This window comes from Actinomadura sp. NBRC 104412, from assembly GCF_030269515.1.
Classification (GTDB): domain Bacteria; phylum Actinomycetota; class Actinomycetes; order Streptosporangiales; family Streptosporangiaceae; genus Spirillospora.
The window spans coordinates 96,304-109,599 of the sequence record NZ_BSTM01000022.1 but is presented as its reverse complement, the minus strand read 5'-3'; the positions used below and the strand labels follow the sequence as shown (position 1 = coordinate 109,599).

Here is a 13,296-nt window from a genome sequence, read left to right as displayed (position 1 = left end):
ATAGTACAACGGCAGGGAGGGGCGGCACGAGGGGCGCGGGCCGGTCGAGCGGGGCAGGTCGAGCAGCGCGGCAAGTCGAACAGGGCATACCGGCGGGACATGCGAAAGGGCGGCCGCCTCACCACAGGGTGAGGCGGCCGCCCCCGTGCGTCACGCCGCGAGGCCTCGCGCCGCGCGTCGTCCGCGTACCGGTGTTACCCGACGGTCGGGTGTTACTTGACGGTCACCGAGGCGCCGGCCTTCTCCAGGGCCTCCTTGGCCTTGTCGGCGGTCTCCTTGTTGACCTTCTCCAGCAGCGGCTTGGGCGCGCCGTCGACCAGGTCCTTGGCCTCCTTGAGGCCGAGGCTCGTCAGGGCGCGCACCTCCTTGATGACCTGGATCTTCTTGTCGCCGGCGGCCTCCAGGATGACGTCGAACTCGTCCTGGGCCGGCGCCTCCTCGGCGGCCGGGGCGCCCGGAGCGCCCGGGGCCGCGACGGCGGCGACCGGGGCGGCGGCCTTGACGTCGAAGACCTCCTCGAACTGCTTCACGAACTCCGAGAGCTCGAGAAGGGTCATCTCCTTGAAAGCGTCGAGCAGCTCGTCGGTGCTGAGCTTCGCCATGATGTGTTCCTCCGCAATGGCTTGTGACTGGGGTCCTGCTGGACCGCGGGACCGGGTTCTCCTCAGCGGGCGCCGTTACTCGGCCGGCGTCTCGGCGGCGGCAGGGGCCTCCGCCGTCTCGCCGCTCTCCTCGCGCTTCGCGCGCAGAGCCTCGGCGAGCCGGGCGGCCTGCGTGGGCAGCGCGTTGAAGAGCGCGGCCGCGTTGGCCATGGAGCCCTTCATCGCGCCGGCCAGCTTGGCGAGCAGCACCTCGCGGGACTCCAGGTCCGCGAGCCTGCCGATCTCCGAGGCGTCCATTGGCTGGCCCTCGACGACACCGCCCTTGATGACCAGAAGCGGGTTCGCCTTGGCGAATTCACGCAGCCCCTTGGCGGCCTCGACCACGTCGCCCTTGACGAACGCGATCGCCGACGGGCCCTCAAGGAGTTTCTGGAACCCCTCGTCGACCCCGGCCTCGCTCGCCGCGCGCTTGGTCAGCGTGTTCTTCACCACGGTGAACCTCGCGTTGTCGCCGAGGTTGGTGCGCAGCTCCTTGAGCTGCGCCACCGTGAGCCCGCGGTACTCGGTCAGCACGGCACCGCTGGAGCTCTCGAACTCGTTCCTGAGCTCGGCGATCGCCGCGGCCTTCTCGGCCTTTGCCATGGGCCTCCTTCCGATTACCTGGGTGGTCGCGACCCCCGCCCGTCCCGCTGCCGGGAGCGGACGGCGATCGCCGGGTGGAAGCCGCCGGGGCGAATAGCCCAGAAAACACTGAACGCCCCGGCGTAGGCGCACGGGGCGTGGCGCGGCGCTCACCAGCGGAGGCCGCACGAAGCTCTCGTCTCACCTACGCGGGCCGCCCGAATCTCTTCGGGTCCTTCGGCCGCCCCTTGGGGCGACGACCGGCGGTCTTCGGCATGTACCAGGGTACGTGATGCCGCCCGGCTCACCAAACCCGCGACGGGAAACGGCCCGCGGGCGCCGTGCGCTCGCGGGCCGTTCAAGCCCAGAACCGGGACGGAGGTCAGGAACGCGGCATACCAGGCATCTGGCTCAGCAGGTCGGCGAGGTCGGCGGTCTCGCCCGCCGGCGGGGCCGCGATCTGCACCGGCTTGCCGTAGTCGCGGAACTTCATCGTCATCGTCATGTTCCCGGCGGAACCCTGCTGCCCCTTCATCGTCAGCTGGCGCGGGAGCTGCTGGCCGTCCACCCACAGGTCGAAGGTCATGTCGCCCATGCCCGCCTGGCCCGCGCGGCCGATGGCGTCACGGTACGCCTTCTGCTGGTCGGGCGGCAGCGTCGCGATCGCGTCCTCCATCCGGTAGGTACCGGTGTAGTGCGTGGTCTCGACGCCGTTCACGGTCTCCTTGCCGACCTCGCGGGCGTCCTTGGACGCGGTCAGCATCTTGGTGGTCTGCACCGGGTCCATCTGCTGCGACTGCTTGAGCAGGTCGTCGACGTTGACGCCCGTCTGCTTGCCGATCTCGTCCAGCGAGATCTTCAGCCACGGCTTGGCCGAGCCGCCGCCGAGCTGCGCCAGCGCCGGCATCTTCATGTACATCACGCGGTCGACCAGGATCATCTCGATGCCCGACATGTTCTGCCCGGCCATCGACATCTGGTCGAAGGTCATGCGGTAGGCCAGGTCGGGCTTGGTGCGGTACTGCATGCCGCCGGTCATCGAGACGTCGCCCTCCTGACCGCCGGACATCTGCACCGACAGGTCGGCCTGGACGGTGTCGATCTGACCGGTCTTCTGGGCGGTCCTGCCCAGCACCTGCGCCGCCGTCAGCTTGATGTTCTCACCGGCCTGGTCGACCTTGTCGCCGTCCAGTCCCAGACAGCCGGTCAGCGAAAGGGCCAGGCCGGTGACCAGTGCCACGCCCGCGGCCAAACGTCGGATCATTGTGAGGGGTCTCCTTGCTCTGCGTCCACTGCCGCCCCCGCTGGCGCGCAGGACGAACGGTACATAAGACGCGGACCCTACCGGCACGGTTCGCAATCGACGCCATGATCGCAGGAATGGATCCCTCAGTTACGTGGAGTGTTCCCGAGGAAGGAGCCCAGGGAGAACTCACCCACCTGGTCGGCGGGAGGCGGGCTCACCTTGAACGACTTCCCGTAGTCGCTGTAGCGGACGGTCAGCGTCCCGCCGTGGCCGCCGTCGGCGTCCTTGGTGACGAGCTTGCGCGGAAGCTGGTCCTTGTCCGTCCACAGGTCGAAGGCGAACCTCTCGTTGCCGGCGCCCTCCGGGAACCACTGCCGCACCCTGTCGCGGGTCTGCGCGTCCAGCCTGCTCAGCGCGTCCTGGACGGTCACGGTCCCGGTGTAGTGGGTGGTCTGGACGCCGTCCACGGACTCCGTGCCGACGCGCCGCGCGTCCTTGGAGCCGGTGAGCATCGTGGTCTGCTCGGCCGGGTTGACCTTCCGCAACTGGTCGACCAGGCCCTTGACGTCGAAGCCCGCCTGCCGCCCCGCCTGACTCACGTTCACCTTCACCCACGGCTTGCCGTCGGCCACGAACCTGACGAGCTGCGGCACCTTCGCGTACAGCACGTCACCGGTGTAAATGGCCTGGCCCTTGATGCCCGGCACCGCCTGGCCGCCGCGCCTGACCTCGTCCAGTCGTGCGCTGAAGGCGAGCGCGGGCTCCAGCCGGAACCGCGCGGTGGCGCTGACGCTGCTGCCCCCGTTCGCCGGGTCGCTGACGGTGAGGTCGGCCTTGAACGAGTCCGCCTGCCCCGTCTTCTGGGACGCCTTGATCAATGCCTCGGCCGCGGTGAGCCGCATCGCGCCGGGCGTGTGCTCCGACCCGGACCCCGAGCAGCCCGACAGGACCAGAGCGGTGCCCATCGCGGCGCTGCCGGCCGCCACGGCGAATCGACGTTTCATGAGGTTCGCGCCTCCCTGTTTCGTCCGCTGATGCCGACCAGTCTCATTCGCGGCCGGCCATGGCCACATCCCCCGCGGGGACCAATGCCCGGCCGAGGCGTCCACCTTGCGGCTTACCCATCCCGGCGCTTGCGGCGGCCGCCGCCCCCTCCCGCCCGGCATGCGGAAGGGGCGCCCCGCGGGTCGCGGGACGCCCCTTCCGGACGCCGGGAACGCCGCCCGGACGGCCGTCTCAGGCGGTCGGACGGCCGTCTCAGGCGGTGGCCTCGTCGAGCTCGGCGGTGAGGTTGCGGACCGCGTTGGGGTCGACCGGGATGCTCGGCCCCATCGTCGTCGTCACCACGGCCTTCTTCACGTACCTGCCCTTGGCGGCGGACGGCTTCAGCCGCTGGATCTCCTCGATCGCGGCGGCGTAGTTCTCCACGAGCTGACGCTCGCTGAACGACGCCTTGCCCACGATGAAGTGCAGGTTCGCATGCCGGTCCACCCGGAACTCGATCTTCCCGCCCTTGATGTCGGTGACGGCCTTGGCCACGTCCATGGTCACGGTGCCGGTCTTGGGGTTGGGCATCAGACCGCGCGGGCCCAGCACCCGGCCGAGCCGGCCGACCTTGCCCATCTGGTCCGGGGTCGCCACGACCGCGTCGAAGTCCAGGAAGCCGCCCTGGATCCGCTCGATCATGTCATCGGAGCCGACCAGGTCGGCGCCCGCCTCCCGGGCCTCGTCCGCCTTGGCGCCGCCCGCGAAGACCAGCACCCTGGCGGTCTTGCCGGTGCCGTTGGGCAGGTTGACGGTGCCGCGGACCATCTGGTCGGCCTTGCGCGGGTCGACGCCCAGCCGCAGGGCGACCTCCACGGTCGCGTCGAACTTGGTGACCGAGGTCTGCTTGGCCAGCCTCATCGCCTCGGCCGGGCTGTACAGCCGCTCGCGGTCGATCTGCTCGGCCGCGTTGCGGTAGCCCTTGCTGCGCTTCATGTCGTTCCTTCCCTGGAACTCGTGGTACGGGCCGCGCCCGGCCCTCCCACCGTCGGTTTCTCGCCTGACGCCTACTTGACCTCGATGCCCATGGACCGCGCCGTCCCCGCCACGATCTTCTCGGCGGCGTCCAGGTCCTTGGCGTTGAGGTCGGGCATCTTGGTGGTGGCGATCTCGCGGATCTGATCGCGGGTCACCGAGCCCACCTTGGTCTTGTGCGGCTCGCCGCTGCCCTTCTCGATCCCGGCGGCCTTGAGGATCAGCTGCGCGGCCGGCGGGGTCTTGGTGATGAAGCTGAACGAGCGGTCCTCGTAGATGGTGATCTCGACGGGGACCACGTTGCCGCGCTGCGCCTCGGTCGCCGCGTTGTACTGCTTGCAGAAGTCCATGATGTTGACGCCGTGCGGACCCAGCGCGGTACCGACCGGCGGCGCCGGCGTGGCCTGGCCCGCCTGCAACTGGACCTTGACGACGGCGGCGACTTTCTTCCTGGGAGGCATGAGCCCTCCCCCTTCTGTGTCCCATTTTCCGATGGCTCCGACTCCCGGGTCTCCGGGCAACACGGCGGCTGGGACGAATCCACCGTGTGGGAGCCGCTTGACATTCCCATCCCCGCATGCGCGGGGAGGGGTTTCTCCAGGCTACGCGTTCGGCGAGCGGGCCCGGTCAGATCTTCGAGACCTGGTTGAAGCCCAGCTCCACCGGCGTCTCCCGCCCGAAGATCGACACCAGGACCTTCAGCTTCTGCTGCTCGGCGTTGATCTCGTTGACGGTGGCCGGGAGGGTCGCGAACGGGCCGTCCATGACGGTGACCGACTCGCCGACCTCGAAGTCGACGGCGGGTGCGGCGGCCTTGGCCTGCTCCTTGGTCTTGACCTGCTCCTCCGGCTCGGGGGCCAGCAGGTTGGCGACCTCGTCCAGGCTCAGCGGGGACGGCTTGTTGAGCAGGCCGACGAACCCGGTGACGCCGGGCGTGTTGCGGACCGCCGCCCACGACTCGTCGGTCAGCTCCATCCGCACCAGGATGTAGCCGGGCAGCACCTTCTCGTTGACCTTCTGCCGCTTGCCGCCCTTGATCTCGGTCACCTCGTGCTGCGGGACCTCGATCTGGAAGATGTAGTCCTCCATGTTGAGGGTCTGCGTGCGGGTCTCGATGTTGGTCTTGACCCGGTTCTCGTACCCCGCGTAGGAGTGCACGACGTACCAGTCGCCCGGCTGCATGCGGAGCTGCATCTTGAACTCCGCGTACGCGTCGGGCGCGGGCTCGGAGGGCTCCTCGCTGACCGCACCGGCCTCGTCCGCGAGCTCGGCCTCGACGTCGTCGCCGGGGCCGGTGTCACCCGGCCCGGCCCCCTCGGCACCGGGCACGAACTCCGCACCGGCCTCGCTCAGAGGACCGCCGGGCTCGCCCAAGGCCCCCTCCGCACCAGCCGCAGCGGACTGGGCCTCGTCGACGGCCTCGTCGTTGGGCTGTGAGGACTCGGACACGGTGACTCTTTCTCTCGAACGGATCTGTGAAAGTCTGTAACCCGCCAGGTGGCGGGCCGCCTGGCGGGGTGGTCGCTATGGTCGCTCGCGGTGGCCGGGTCGCGGTGGCCGGTCACCGTCGGAGCGGAGGCTCAGCCGAAGGCCCAGAACACGCCCCGCTGCAGGAGCCAGTCCAGCCCCGAGACGATCGCCACCATGATCAACACGAACACCAGCGAGACCGTGGTGTAGGTGATGAGCTCACGACGGGTGGGCCAGATGACCTTGCGAAGCTCCGCGATCACCTGGCGCACGAAGAGGGCCGGAGTGGTGCGCTTGCGCGCTGGCCTCCCCTTGCCTTCGTCCTTGGCCGCGGCCTCGCCGCGCGTCTCAGTCGCCATTGTGCCGCCGTTCACCTCATCGGTCGTGGTCAACCGCCCTGTGCCGGTCGCGCGGACGGTCGTCGCGCGGTCCCGCACCGGCGCCGGTCGTGACGGCGCGTGAATCTCCACACCGACGCGTGCGGACCGGTACGGGGTGCGCACCGCACCTCGCAGGGCAGGAGGGACTCGAACCCCCAACCGCCGGTTTTGGAGACCGGAGCTCTACCAATTGAGCCACTGCCCTTCATCGCGACACGACCAGCTTACGGCCCTCCACGGAGCACCTGAACGGCACTTCGCGGACATGCCCGTATGACGGATCCGCGCCACTAGGACGGTGAGTCTACGTCGCGGACGGGTCCCGCGTCGAACCAGACGGCCCCGATAGCGCTGAAGTCATCACTTGGCGTCTGTAACGATAGGGGCATGAGCACTGACCGACCTCGCGTCTCCGCGCGCATCGCCGCGATCTCCGAATCCGCCACGCTGGCCGTCGACGCCAAGGCCAAGGCGCTGAAGGCCGCGGGCCGCCCGGTGATCGGCTTCGGCGCGGGCGAGCCCGACTTCCCCACGCCCGCCTACATCGTGGAGGCCGCGGTCGAAGCGTGCCGGGTGCCGCGTTTCCACAAGTACACCCCGGCCGGTGGGCTCCCCGAGCTGCGCTCGGCCGTCGCCGAGAAGACGGCGCGCGACTCCGGCTACGCGGTGGACGCGTCCCAGGTCCTGATCACCAACGGCGGCAAGCAGGCGGTCTACCAGTCGTTCGCCGCCCTGCTGGACCCGGGCGACGAGGTGCTGGTGCCCACCCCGTACTGGACGACCTACCCCGAGTCGATCAAGCTGGCCGGCGGCGTGCCGGTGACCGTCGTCGCCGACGAGACCACCGGCTACCGGGTGACCGTGGACCAGCTTGAGGCCGCCCGTACCGAGCGCACCAAGGTGCTGCTGTTCGTGTCCCCGTCCAACCCGACCGGCGCCGTCTACACCCGCGAGCAGGTCGAGGAGATCGGCCGCTGGGCCGCCGGGCACGGGCTGTGGGTGCTCACCGACGAGATCTACGAGCACTTGGTGTACGGCGACGCCGAGTTCCACTCGATGCCCGCCGTGGTGCCCGAGCTGGCCGACCGTACCGTGATCGTGAACGGGGTGGCCAAGACCTACGCGATGACCGGCTGGCGGGTCGGCTGGATGATCGGCCCGCAGGACGTGATCAAGGCGGCGGCCAACCTCCAGTCGCACGCCACGTCCAACGTGGCCAACGTGTCGCAGGCCGCCGCGCTCGCCGCGGTCACCGGCGACCTGTCGGCCGTGGCCGAGATGCGCGCCGCCTTCGACCGGCGCCGCCGGACGATCGTCCAGATGCTGAACGAGATCCCCGGCGTTGTCTGCCCCGAGCCGAAAGGCGCCTTCTACGCCTACCCGTCGGTCAAGGCCCTGCTGGGCACGGAGATCCGCGGCAGGCGCCCGCAGACGTCGGTGGAGCTGGCCTCGCTCATCCTGGAGGAGGCCGAGGTCGCGCTGGTCCCCGGCGAGGCGTTCGGCACCCCCGGCTACTTCCGCCTCTCGTACGCGCTGGGCGACGACGACCTGGTCGAAGGCGTCTCCAGAGTCGGGAAGCTCTTTAGCTGAAGCTAGCGCGAGCTGCGCTGTGTTTATTGGCGGTGCCTGCGGCGTCGGGCGCTGGGCGCCCTCCTTCTCCGGCACCGCGTGCGATCGCTGCATCGCTCCGACTCGCCTAGAGGCTCGCTTCGCGATCAGGGTCTCGCTGGCGCTCGCCCCTGCCTTCGGACGCGATCGCAACGCTTGGGCGTCGTTCGGGGCTGGGGTCGGGGGCTGAGGTAGGTGCGACTGTGTTCATTGGCAGGCGCAAGCTGCGCTCCTCGCCTTGACGGCTCGTCGCTTGTTGCGCCTGCGGCGATCGCTGCATCGCTTCGACTCGCCCTGGGGGCTCGCTGCGCGATCAGGTTCCTCGCAAGCTCGGAACCTGCCTTCGGTCGCGATCGCAGCGCTTGAGCGACCGTTCGGGGCTGAGGTGACGGGCTGGGGTGGGTGCGGCTGTGCTTATTGGCTAGCGCGAGCTGCGCTCCTCGCCTTGACGGCTCGTCGCTTGTTGCGCCTGCGGCGATCGCTGCATCGCTCCGACTCGCCTAGAGGCTCGCTACGCGATCAGGTTCCTCGCACGCTCGGAACCTGCCTTCGGACGCGATCGCAACGCTTGGGCGCCGTTCGGGGCTGGGGTGAGGTCGCCTGGGGGCACTTCTAGGGGCGGACGCCTTCGGCTATGCGCATGAGGTGGGAGCGGGCGGGGCCGTCCGCGGTGACGATGACGCCGACGCCGGGACGGTCCAGCCAGACGATCTGGACGCCCTCGCCGGGATGTTCGATCGTCAGGGCATGGACGCCCCGCACCTTGGTCGGCTTGGGCACTCCCGGGGACCTGATCAGGTCCTCGGGGGAGCCCACATCGGGGCCGCGCACCAGCCTGATCTCCACGGAGGAGCCGTCCGATCCCCGCCAACCGCAGGTGGTCACCGTGGCCCTGCCCTCGCTGGACGTGCCGCAGGGAGCCTCGGGGACGAGTCCGGACGGCAGGAACGTCACCCACTTGGGGAGCCTGACCACGCCCGCCGCACCGGGCGGCTTGGAGCCGGGCCGGCCGGGCTCGCCCGTTCCCGGGGCGCGGCTGGGGGCCGTCCCGGGCGCCGGCTGACCGGGCGCGACCGGCGCCTCGGGGAGGCCCGGCGGGGTCGCCCGCCCCAGGGTGCTCGGCGCCGGGGACCCTCCCCTGCCGTCGTGGTCGCCGTTCGCCCCGACCGTGCCCGCGCGAAAGGACTGGTAGCCGGGTGCCACCACGGCGACCGCCACGGCCGCGGCCGCCACGCCGACGCCCACCCTGATGCGGGTCTGGCGGCGGCGGTACCGGCGGCGCACATCGCTGACGAGCGTGGGCGGAGCCGCAGCCTCGGCCACCTGCTCTTCCATGGCCTTCCGCAGTTCACTCTCCAGGTCCATCGCTCATCTCCCCAGTGGTGCCAGATTGCTGTCGAGACGTTCCCGGAGCCTGGCCAGCCCCCGGGACGCCTGGCTCTTGACGGTGCCGACCGAGCAGCCGAGCACCCGCGCGGTCTCCGCCTCCGAGAGGTCCTCCCAGAAGCGCAGGACCAGCACCGCCCGCTGCCGCGGACCCAGCTTGCGCAGCTCCTCCATGAGGGTGCCGCGCAGCTCCACCGTGTGGGTCGCCGACGTGGCCGCCGGCCTCTCCGGCGGTCTGGCCATGTTGATCTCCCGGAGCACCTTCCACCGCCTGGACCGGCTGATCACCAGGTTGACCAGGATCCGGCGGACGTAGGGCTCGGGATCGGATTCGGGGTCCAGCCGTCCCCAGTGCCGGTACGCCTTCTCCAGCGCACTCTGCAGGATGTCCTCGGCGTCCTGATGGGCGCCGCACAGGAGCGACGCGGTCCGCAGCAAGGCGGTGCCACGTGCCGTAACGAAATCGGCGAACGACTGGTCGTCTCGACGCCCCACTATGCTCCGTCCGGCTGTGAGCTTGGTCGGCTACCGCGGTCGGCGGGTGGCCCCCCGCGCAGGGGCCACCCCGCCACGTGTCCGGATCTCCGTTCTCCGCCGTGAGGCCGGGAACCGGAGTCCGAACGGTCTTCGGATAAGGCCGGGCCCGTTAGCCGCGGACCTTGGCCAGCCGGGCGGCCACGTCCTGCAAGCTGGTGGACGCGACCGGGCTGCCGTTCAGGAACAGCGCGTAGCCCGCCGGGTCGATCATCAGCACGCCGCTCTGGCCGGCCGGGGCCTGGAGCACGACGACGCCGTTGGCGGTCGTGGTGCGGACGGCGCCAGCGGGCACGCCCACGGCCTTCCTGACCTCCTGCTCGGCCGTCCGCGCCGGGGTCTTGATGCGCTCGACGGTGACCCAGCCCGCCGTACCGGCCGCCCTGGAGACCCACTTCTGGGTCACGGTGCACGCCTGCGCGGCGCCCACCTTCCGCACACCGGTCTTGCTGGAGACGTACTTCAGGCCCTTGGACAGCATGACCGTGCGCTCCAGCGGGCTGCCGACCTCGACGGCCGGGGCCAGCTTGTCACAGTTGAGCCCGCCCACGCCCGGAACCTGCGGAACCTCGGGGGCCTGCGGCACACCGGGGGCGGACGGCACCCTCGCGCCCTGCTTGGGCAACGCCGAGACGTCCGGGCACGGGGGCAGCTCGACGTTCGGGACGCCCGGCTTGGCCACCGGGGCCTTCACCTCGCCCGGACCGGGCTGGACGGACGTACCGGGGACCTGCCGGCGCGCGTCGGGCAGGGCGGAGGTGCCCTTGCCCACGGCGTCCTTGCCCTTCTTGGCGAGCTCCGAGGCGGGCAGGCACGAGGGAAGGACCTTGGGGGTGCCCTGCCGGGCGTCGTTCACCGCCGCCGGGAGCCGGTCGTGCGCGGAGCGGGGGGCGGCATCGGTCTGCGCGACGGAGGCCCACGTGACGCCGCCGGCGGCGACGGCGCCGACGGCGGAGGCGGCGATCACGGCGGCCTTGATCGAAATCATTTGGGGGGTTCCCTTCTGCCCGTCTGGACTCTGGCGCCCCCCATATACGCGCGGGTCCCGTAGGGGGTTGCACGGCCTCCCAGAAGTTTTTTCGGAGCCGCGGTCCGGCTCTCGTGGCCCCAGGACGCCGGAGGGGTGTTACCCGTGGGACGGCATGGCCACGACGTGCCATCGCGCATAGTCAGGACCGGTGGTCCTGGTGAGCCGGGGATTCCATCGGCGGCGGTGTCCGGCAGCATTGGGTCATGGAGGCCCGTCTCGCATCACCACGTCATGACCACGCGCTCGCGCCCTTCACCGGGCACGACACCATGAGGGGCCTCTCCGAGCGGACGCTGCGACGCGACCTGGCCGTCCTGCCCAAGGCGCACCTGCACCTGCACTTCACCGGTTCCATGCGGCACTCCACGCTCGTCGAGCTGGCCGCCGAGCACGGCGTCCACCTCCCCGACGCGCTGGTCGAGGACTGGCCGCCCAGGCTGCGGGCGACCGACGAGCGCGGCTGGTTCCGGTTCCAGCGCCTGTACGACATCGCCAGGTCGGTCCTGCGCACCCCCGAGGACCTGCGGCGCCTCGTCCACGAGACCGCCGAGGACGAGGCGGCCGAGGGATCGGGCTGGCTGGAGATCCAGGTGGACCCCAGCGGCTACGCGGCCCGCTTCGGCGGCCTCACGCCGACGGTGGAGCTCGTCCTGGACGCGGTGCGCGAGGCGGAGAAGGCCACGGGCGTCGGCATCGGCGTCGTGATCGCGGCCAACAGGACGCGGCACCCGCTGGACGCCAAGACGCTGGCCCGGCTCGCGGTGCGGTACGCGGGGCGCGGCGTGGTCGGGTTCGGGCTGTCCAACGACGAGCGGCGTGGCCGCGCGTACGACTTCGAGGGCGCGTTCCGCATCGCCCGGCGCGGCGGGCTGCTGGCCGTTCCGCACGGCGGTGAGCTTCTCGGGCCCGCCAGCGTCCGGGAATGCCTGGAGACGCTGTCGGCCGACCGGCTGGGGCATGGGGTGCGGGCCGTCGAGGACCCGCGGCTGCTGGAGACCATCGTGGAACGCGGCGTGACGCTGGAGGTGTGCCCCGCGTCCAATGTGGGCCTGGGCGTGGCGGCCACCGCGGCGGACGTCCCACTGCGCGCACTGTACGAGGCGGGGGCGCGGATCGCGCTCGGCGCCGACGACCCGCTGCTGTTCGGGTCACGGCTGGTGCGGCAGTACGAACTGGCCCGTGCCGAGCACGCCTTCACCGACGCGGAACTCGCCGAACTGGCCCGCCAGTCCATCCGGGGCTCGTGCGCGCCGGACACGATCCGGGACCGGCTGCTCAAGGGCGTGGACGACTGGGAACGGGCCTAGAGCTCGACGCCGACGAAGACGGGCTCGTTGACCAGCTCCACGCCGAAGGCGTCCCGTACGCCGTCGCGCACCTGGCGCGCCAGCGCGAGCAGGTCGGCGGTGCTGCCGTCGCCCGGGTTGGTGAGGGCGAGGGTGTGCTTGCCGGAGATCCTGACCGGGCCGAGCGCGTGCCCCTTGGTGAAGCCCGCCTTGTCGATCAGCCAGGCCGCGGAGGTCTTGGTGCGCGGCTCCCCGTCCGGGCCGGGGCTCTCCGCGTACCGGGGGAACCGCGCGTCCGGGCCGAGCCGTTCGGCGACGCGGCGTTCCAGCTCGGCGAGCCGCTCCGCGTCCAGGATCGGGTTGGTGAAGAACGAGCCGGCGCTGCGGGTGTCGGGATCGGCCGGGTCGAGCACCATCCCCTTGCCCCGCCGCAGCTCCAGGACCGCCTCCCGCGCCTCCTTCAGCGGCACCGTCGCGCCCGGCTCGACGTCCAGCTTGCGGGCCAGTTCCGCGTACGCGATGGGCTGGGACGCCTCGGACTCCCGGAGCTCGTAGGTCACCTCAAGGATCACGTACCGGTCGTGGCCCTTGAACGCGCTGTGGCGGTAGGTGAACCCGCACTCCTCGCGGCGGAACTCGACGATCTTGCGGGTGCGCCGGTCGTACGCCCTCACCCGGACGATCGTCTCGCTGACGTCCTGGCCGTACGCGCCCACGTTCTGGATCGGCGTGGCCCCGACCCGGCCCGGGATGCCCGACAGGCACTCCACCCCGGTCAGGCCGTCCTCCACGCATCGGGCGACGAACGGCTCCCACTCCTCACCGGCCTGGACCCGTACGCGCACGCCCCCTCCGTCGGCCGGGGACCGGTCCACGCCGCGCGTGCCGACCCGGACGACCGTGCCGGGGAAGCCGTCGTCGGAGACCACCAGGTTGCTGCCGCCGCCGAGCACCAGCACCGGCTCGCCCTCGTCGTCCGCCCGGCGCACCGCCGCGACCAGCTCGGCCTCGGTCGTCGCCTCCACGAACCGGCGCGCCGGGCCGCCCAGCCGCAGCGTGGTGTACCCGGCCAGGTTCACCTCTTCAGCGAACACCGCCACCTGGTCTTCCCCTC

Annotated in this window: 14 protein-coding genes and 1 tRNA gene; 2 read left to right on the top strand and 13 right to left on the bottom strand. The window is 71.0% G+C overall.

Annotated elements, in window-relative coordinates; all coding sequences use genetic code 11:
• Positions 1–212: 212 nt before the first annotated feature.
• From rplL to QSK21_RS25045, 9 genes are all read right to left on the bottom strand, one after another.
• The gene (gene rplL / locus QSK21_RS25085) at positions 213–602 is read right to left on the bottom strand and encodes a 50S ribosomal protein L7/L12 (protein WP_285699376.1); all 390 of its coding nucleotides are present in this window, start codon (positions 600–602) and stop codon (positions 213–215) included.
• 75 nt (positions 603–677) lie between these two features.
• Positions 678–1,244 (bottom strand): 50S ribosomal protein L10, encoded by a 567-nt coding sequence (rplJ, locus tag QSK21_RS25080; RefSeq protein WP_285699375.1) that lies wholly within the window; start codon positions 1,242–1,244, stop codon positions 678–680.
• 361 nt (positions 1,245–1,605) lie between these two features.
• Positions 1,606–2,487 (bottom strand): SCO4651 family lipoprotein, encoded by an 882-nt coding sequence (locus QSK21_RS25075; protein WP_285699374.1) that lies wholly within the window; start codon positions 2,485–2,487, stop codon positions 1,606–1,608.
• 125 nt (positions 2,488–2,612) lie between these two features.
• A complete protein-coding gene (locus QSK21_RS25070) occupies positions 2,613–3,473 on the bottom strand; it encodes an SCO4651 family lipoprotein (protein ID WP_285699373.1) in 861 nt (286 codons plus the stop codon).
• 253 nt (positions 3,474–3,726) lie between these two features.
• The gene (gene rplA / locus QSK21_RS25065; protein ID WP_285699371.1) at positions 3,727–4,449 is read right to left on the bottom strand and encodes a 50S ribosomal protein L1; all 723 of its coding nucleotides are present in this window, start codon (positions 4,447–4,449) and stop codon (positions 3,727–3,729) included.
• A gap of 71 nt (positions 4,450–4,520) precedes the next feature.
• Entirely contained in the window at positions 4,521–4,949 is a 429-nt protein-coding gene (gene rplK, locus QSK21_RS25060) for a 50S ribosomal protein L11 (protein WP_285699370.1), read from the bottom strand.
• A gap of 166 nt (positions 4,950–5,115) precedes the next feature.
• Complete coding sequence (gene nusG, locus QSK21_RS25055) at positions 5,116–5,937, bottom strand: transcription termination/antitermination protein NusG (protein ID WP_285699369.1); 822 nt, start codon at positions 5,935–5,937, stop codon at positions 5,116–5,118.
• Positions 5,938–6,068: 131 nt separating this feature from the next.
• Positions 6,069–6,317, bottom strand: a complete 249-nt coding sequence (secE, locus tag QSK21_RS25050; RefSeq protein ID WP_285699401.1) for a preprotein translocase subunit SecE — start codon at positions 6,315–6,317, stop codon at positions 6,069–6,071.
• A gap of 153 nt (positions 6,318–6,470) precedes the next feature.
• Positions 6,471–6,543: transfer RNA gene (locus QSK21_RS25045), tRNA-Trp, on the bottom strand.
• Between the two features lie 182 nt (positions 6,544–6,725).
• Here QSK21_RS25045 and QSK21_RS25040 point away from each other — a divergent pair.
• Positions 6,726–7,928, top strand: coding sequence for a pyridoxal phosphate-dependent aminotransferase (locus QSK21_RS25040; RefSeq protein ID WP_285699367.1), 1,203 nt, complete (start codon positions 6,726–6,728; stop codon positions 7,926–7,928).
• Positions 7,929–8,558: 630 nt separating this feature from the next.
• Here QSK21_RS25040 and QSK21_RS25035 read toward each other — a convergent pair.
• The 3 genes from QSK21_RS25035 to QSK21_RS25025 form a co-directional block, all read right to left on the bottom strand.
• Positions 8,559–9,311 (bottom strand): YML083C domain-containing protein, encoded by a 753-nt coding sequence (locus QSK21_RS25035; protein WP_285699366.1) that lies wholly within the window; start codon positions 9,309–9,311, stop codon positions 8,559–8,561.
• 3 nt (positions 9,312–9,314) lie between these two features.
• Positions 9,315–9,827, bottom strand: a complete 513-nt coding sequence (locus tag QSK21_RS25030) for a SigE family RNA polymerase sigma factor (RefSeq protein ID WP_285699365.1) — start codon at positions 9,825–9,827, stop codon at positions 9,315–9,317.
• A gap of 151 nt (positions 9,828–9,978) precedes the next feature.
• Positions 9,979–10,854, bottom strand: coding sequence for a hypothetical protein (locus QSK21_RS25025; protein ID WP_285699364.1), 876 nt, complete (start codon positions 10,852–10,854; stop codon positions 9,979–9,981).
• 311 nt (positions 10,855–11,165) lie between these two features.
• Between QSK21_RS25025 and QSK21_RS25020 the strand changes: the two genes are divergently transcribed.
• Positions 11,166–12,203 (top strand): adenosine deaminase, encoded by a 1,038-nt coding sequence (locus QSK21_RS25020; RefSeq protein WP_285699399.1) that lies wholly within the window; start codon positions 11,166–11,168, stop codon positions 12,201–12,203.
• Here QSK21_RS25020 and QSK21_RS25015 read toward each other — a convergent pair.
• A complete protein-coding gene (locus QSK21_RS25015) occupies positions 12,200–13,282 on the bottom strand; it encodes a UDP-N-acetylmuramate dehydrogenase (RefSeq protein WP_285699363.1) in 1,083 nt (360 codons plus the stop codon). The genes QSK21_RS25020 and QSK21_RS25015 overlap by 4 nt on opposite strands.
• Positions 13,283–13,296: the final 14 nt, after the last annotated feature.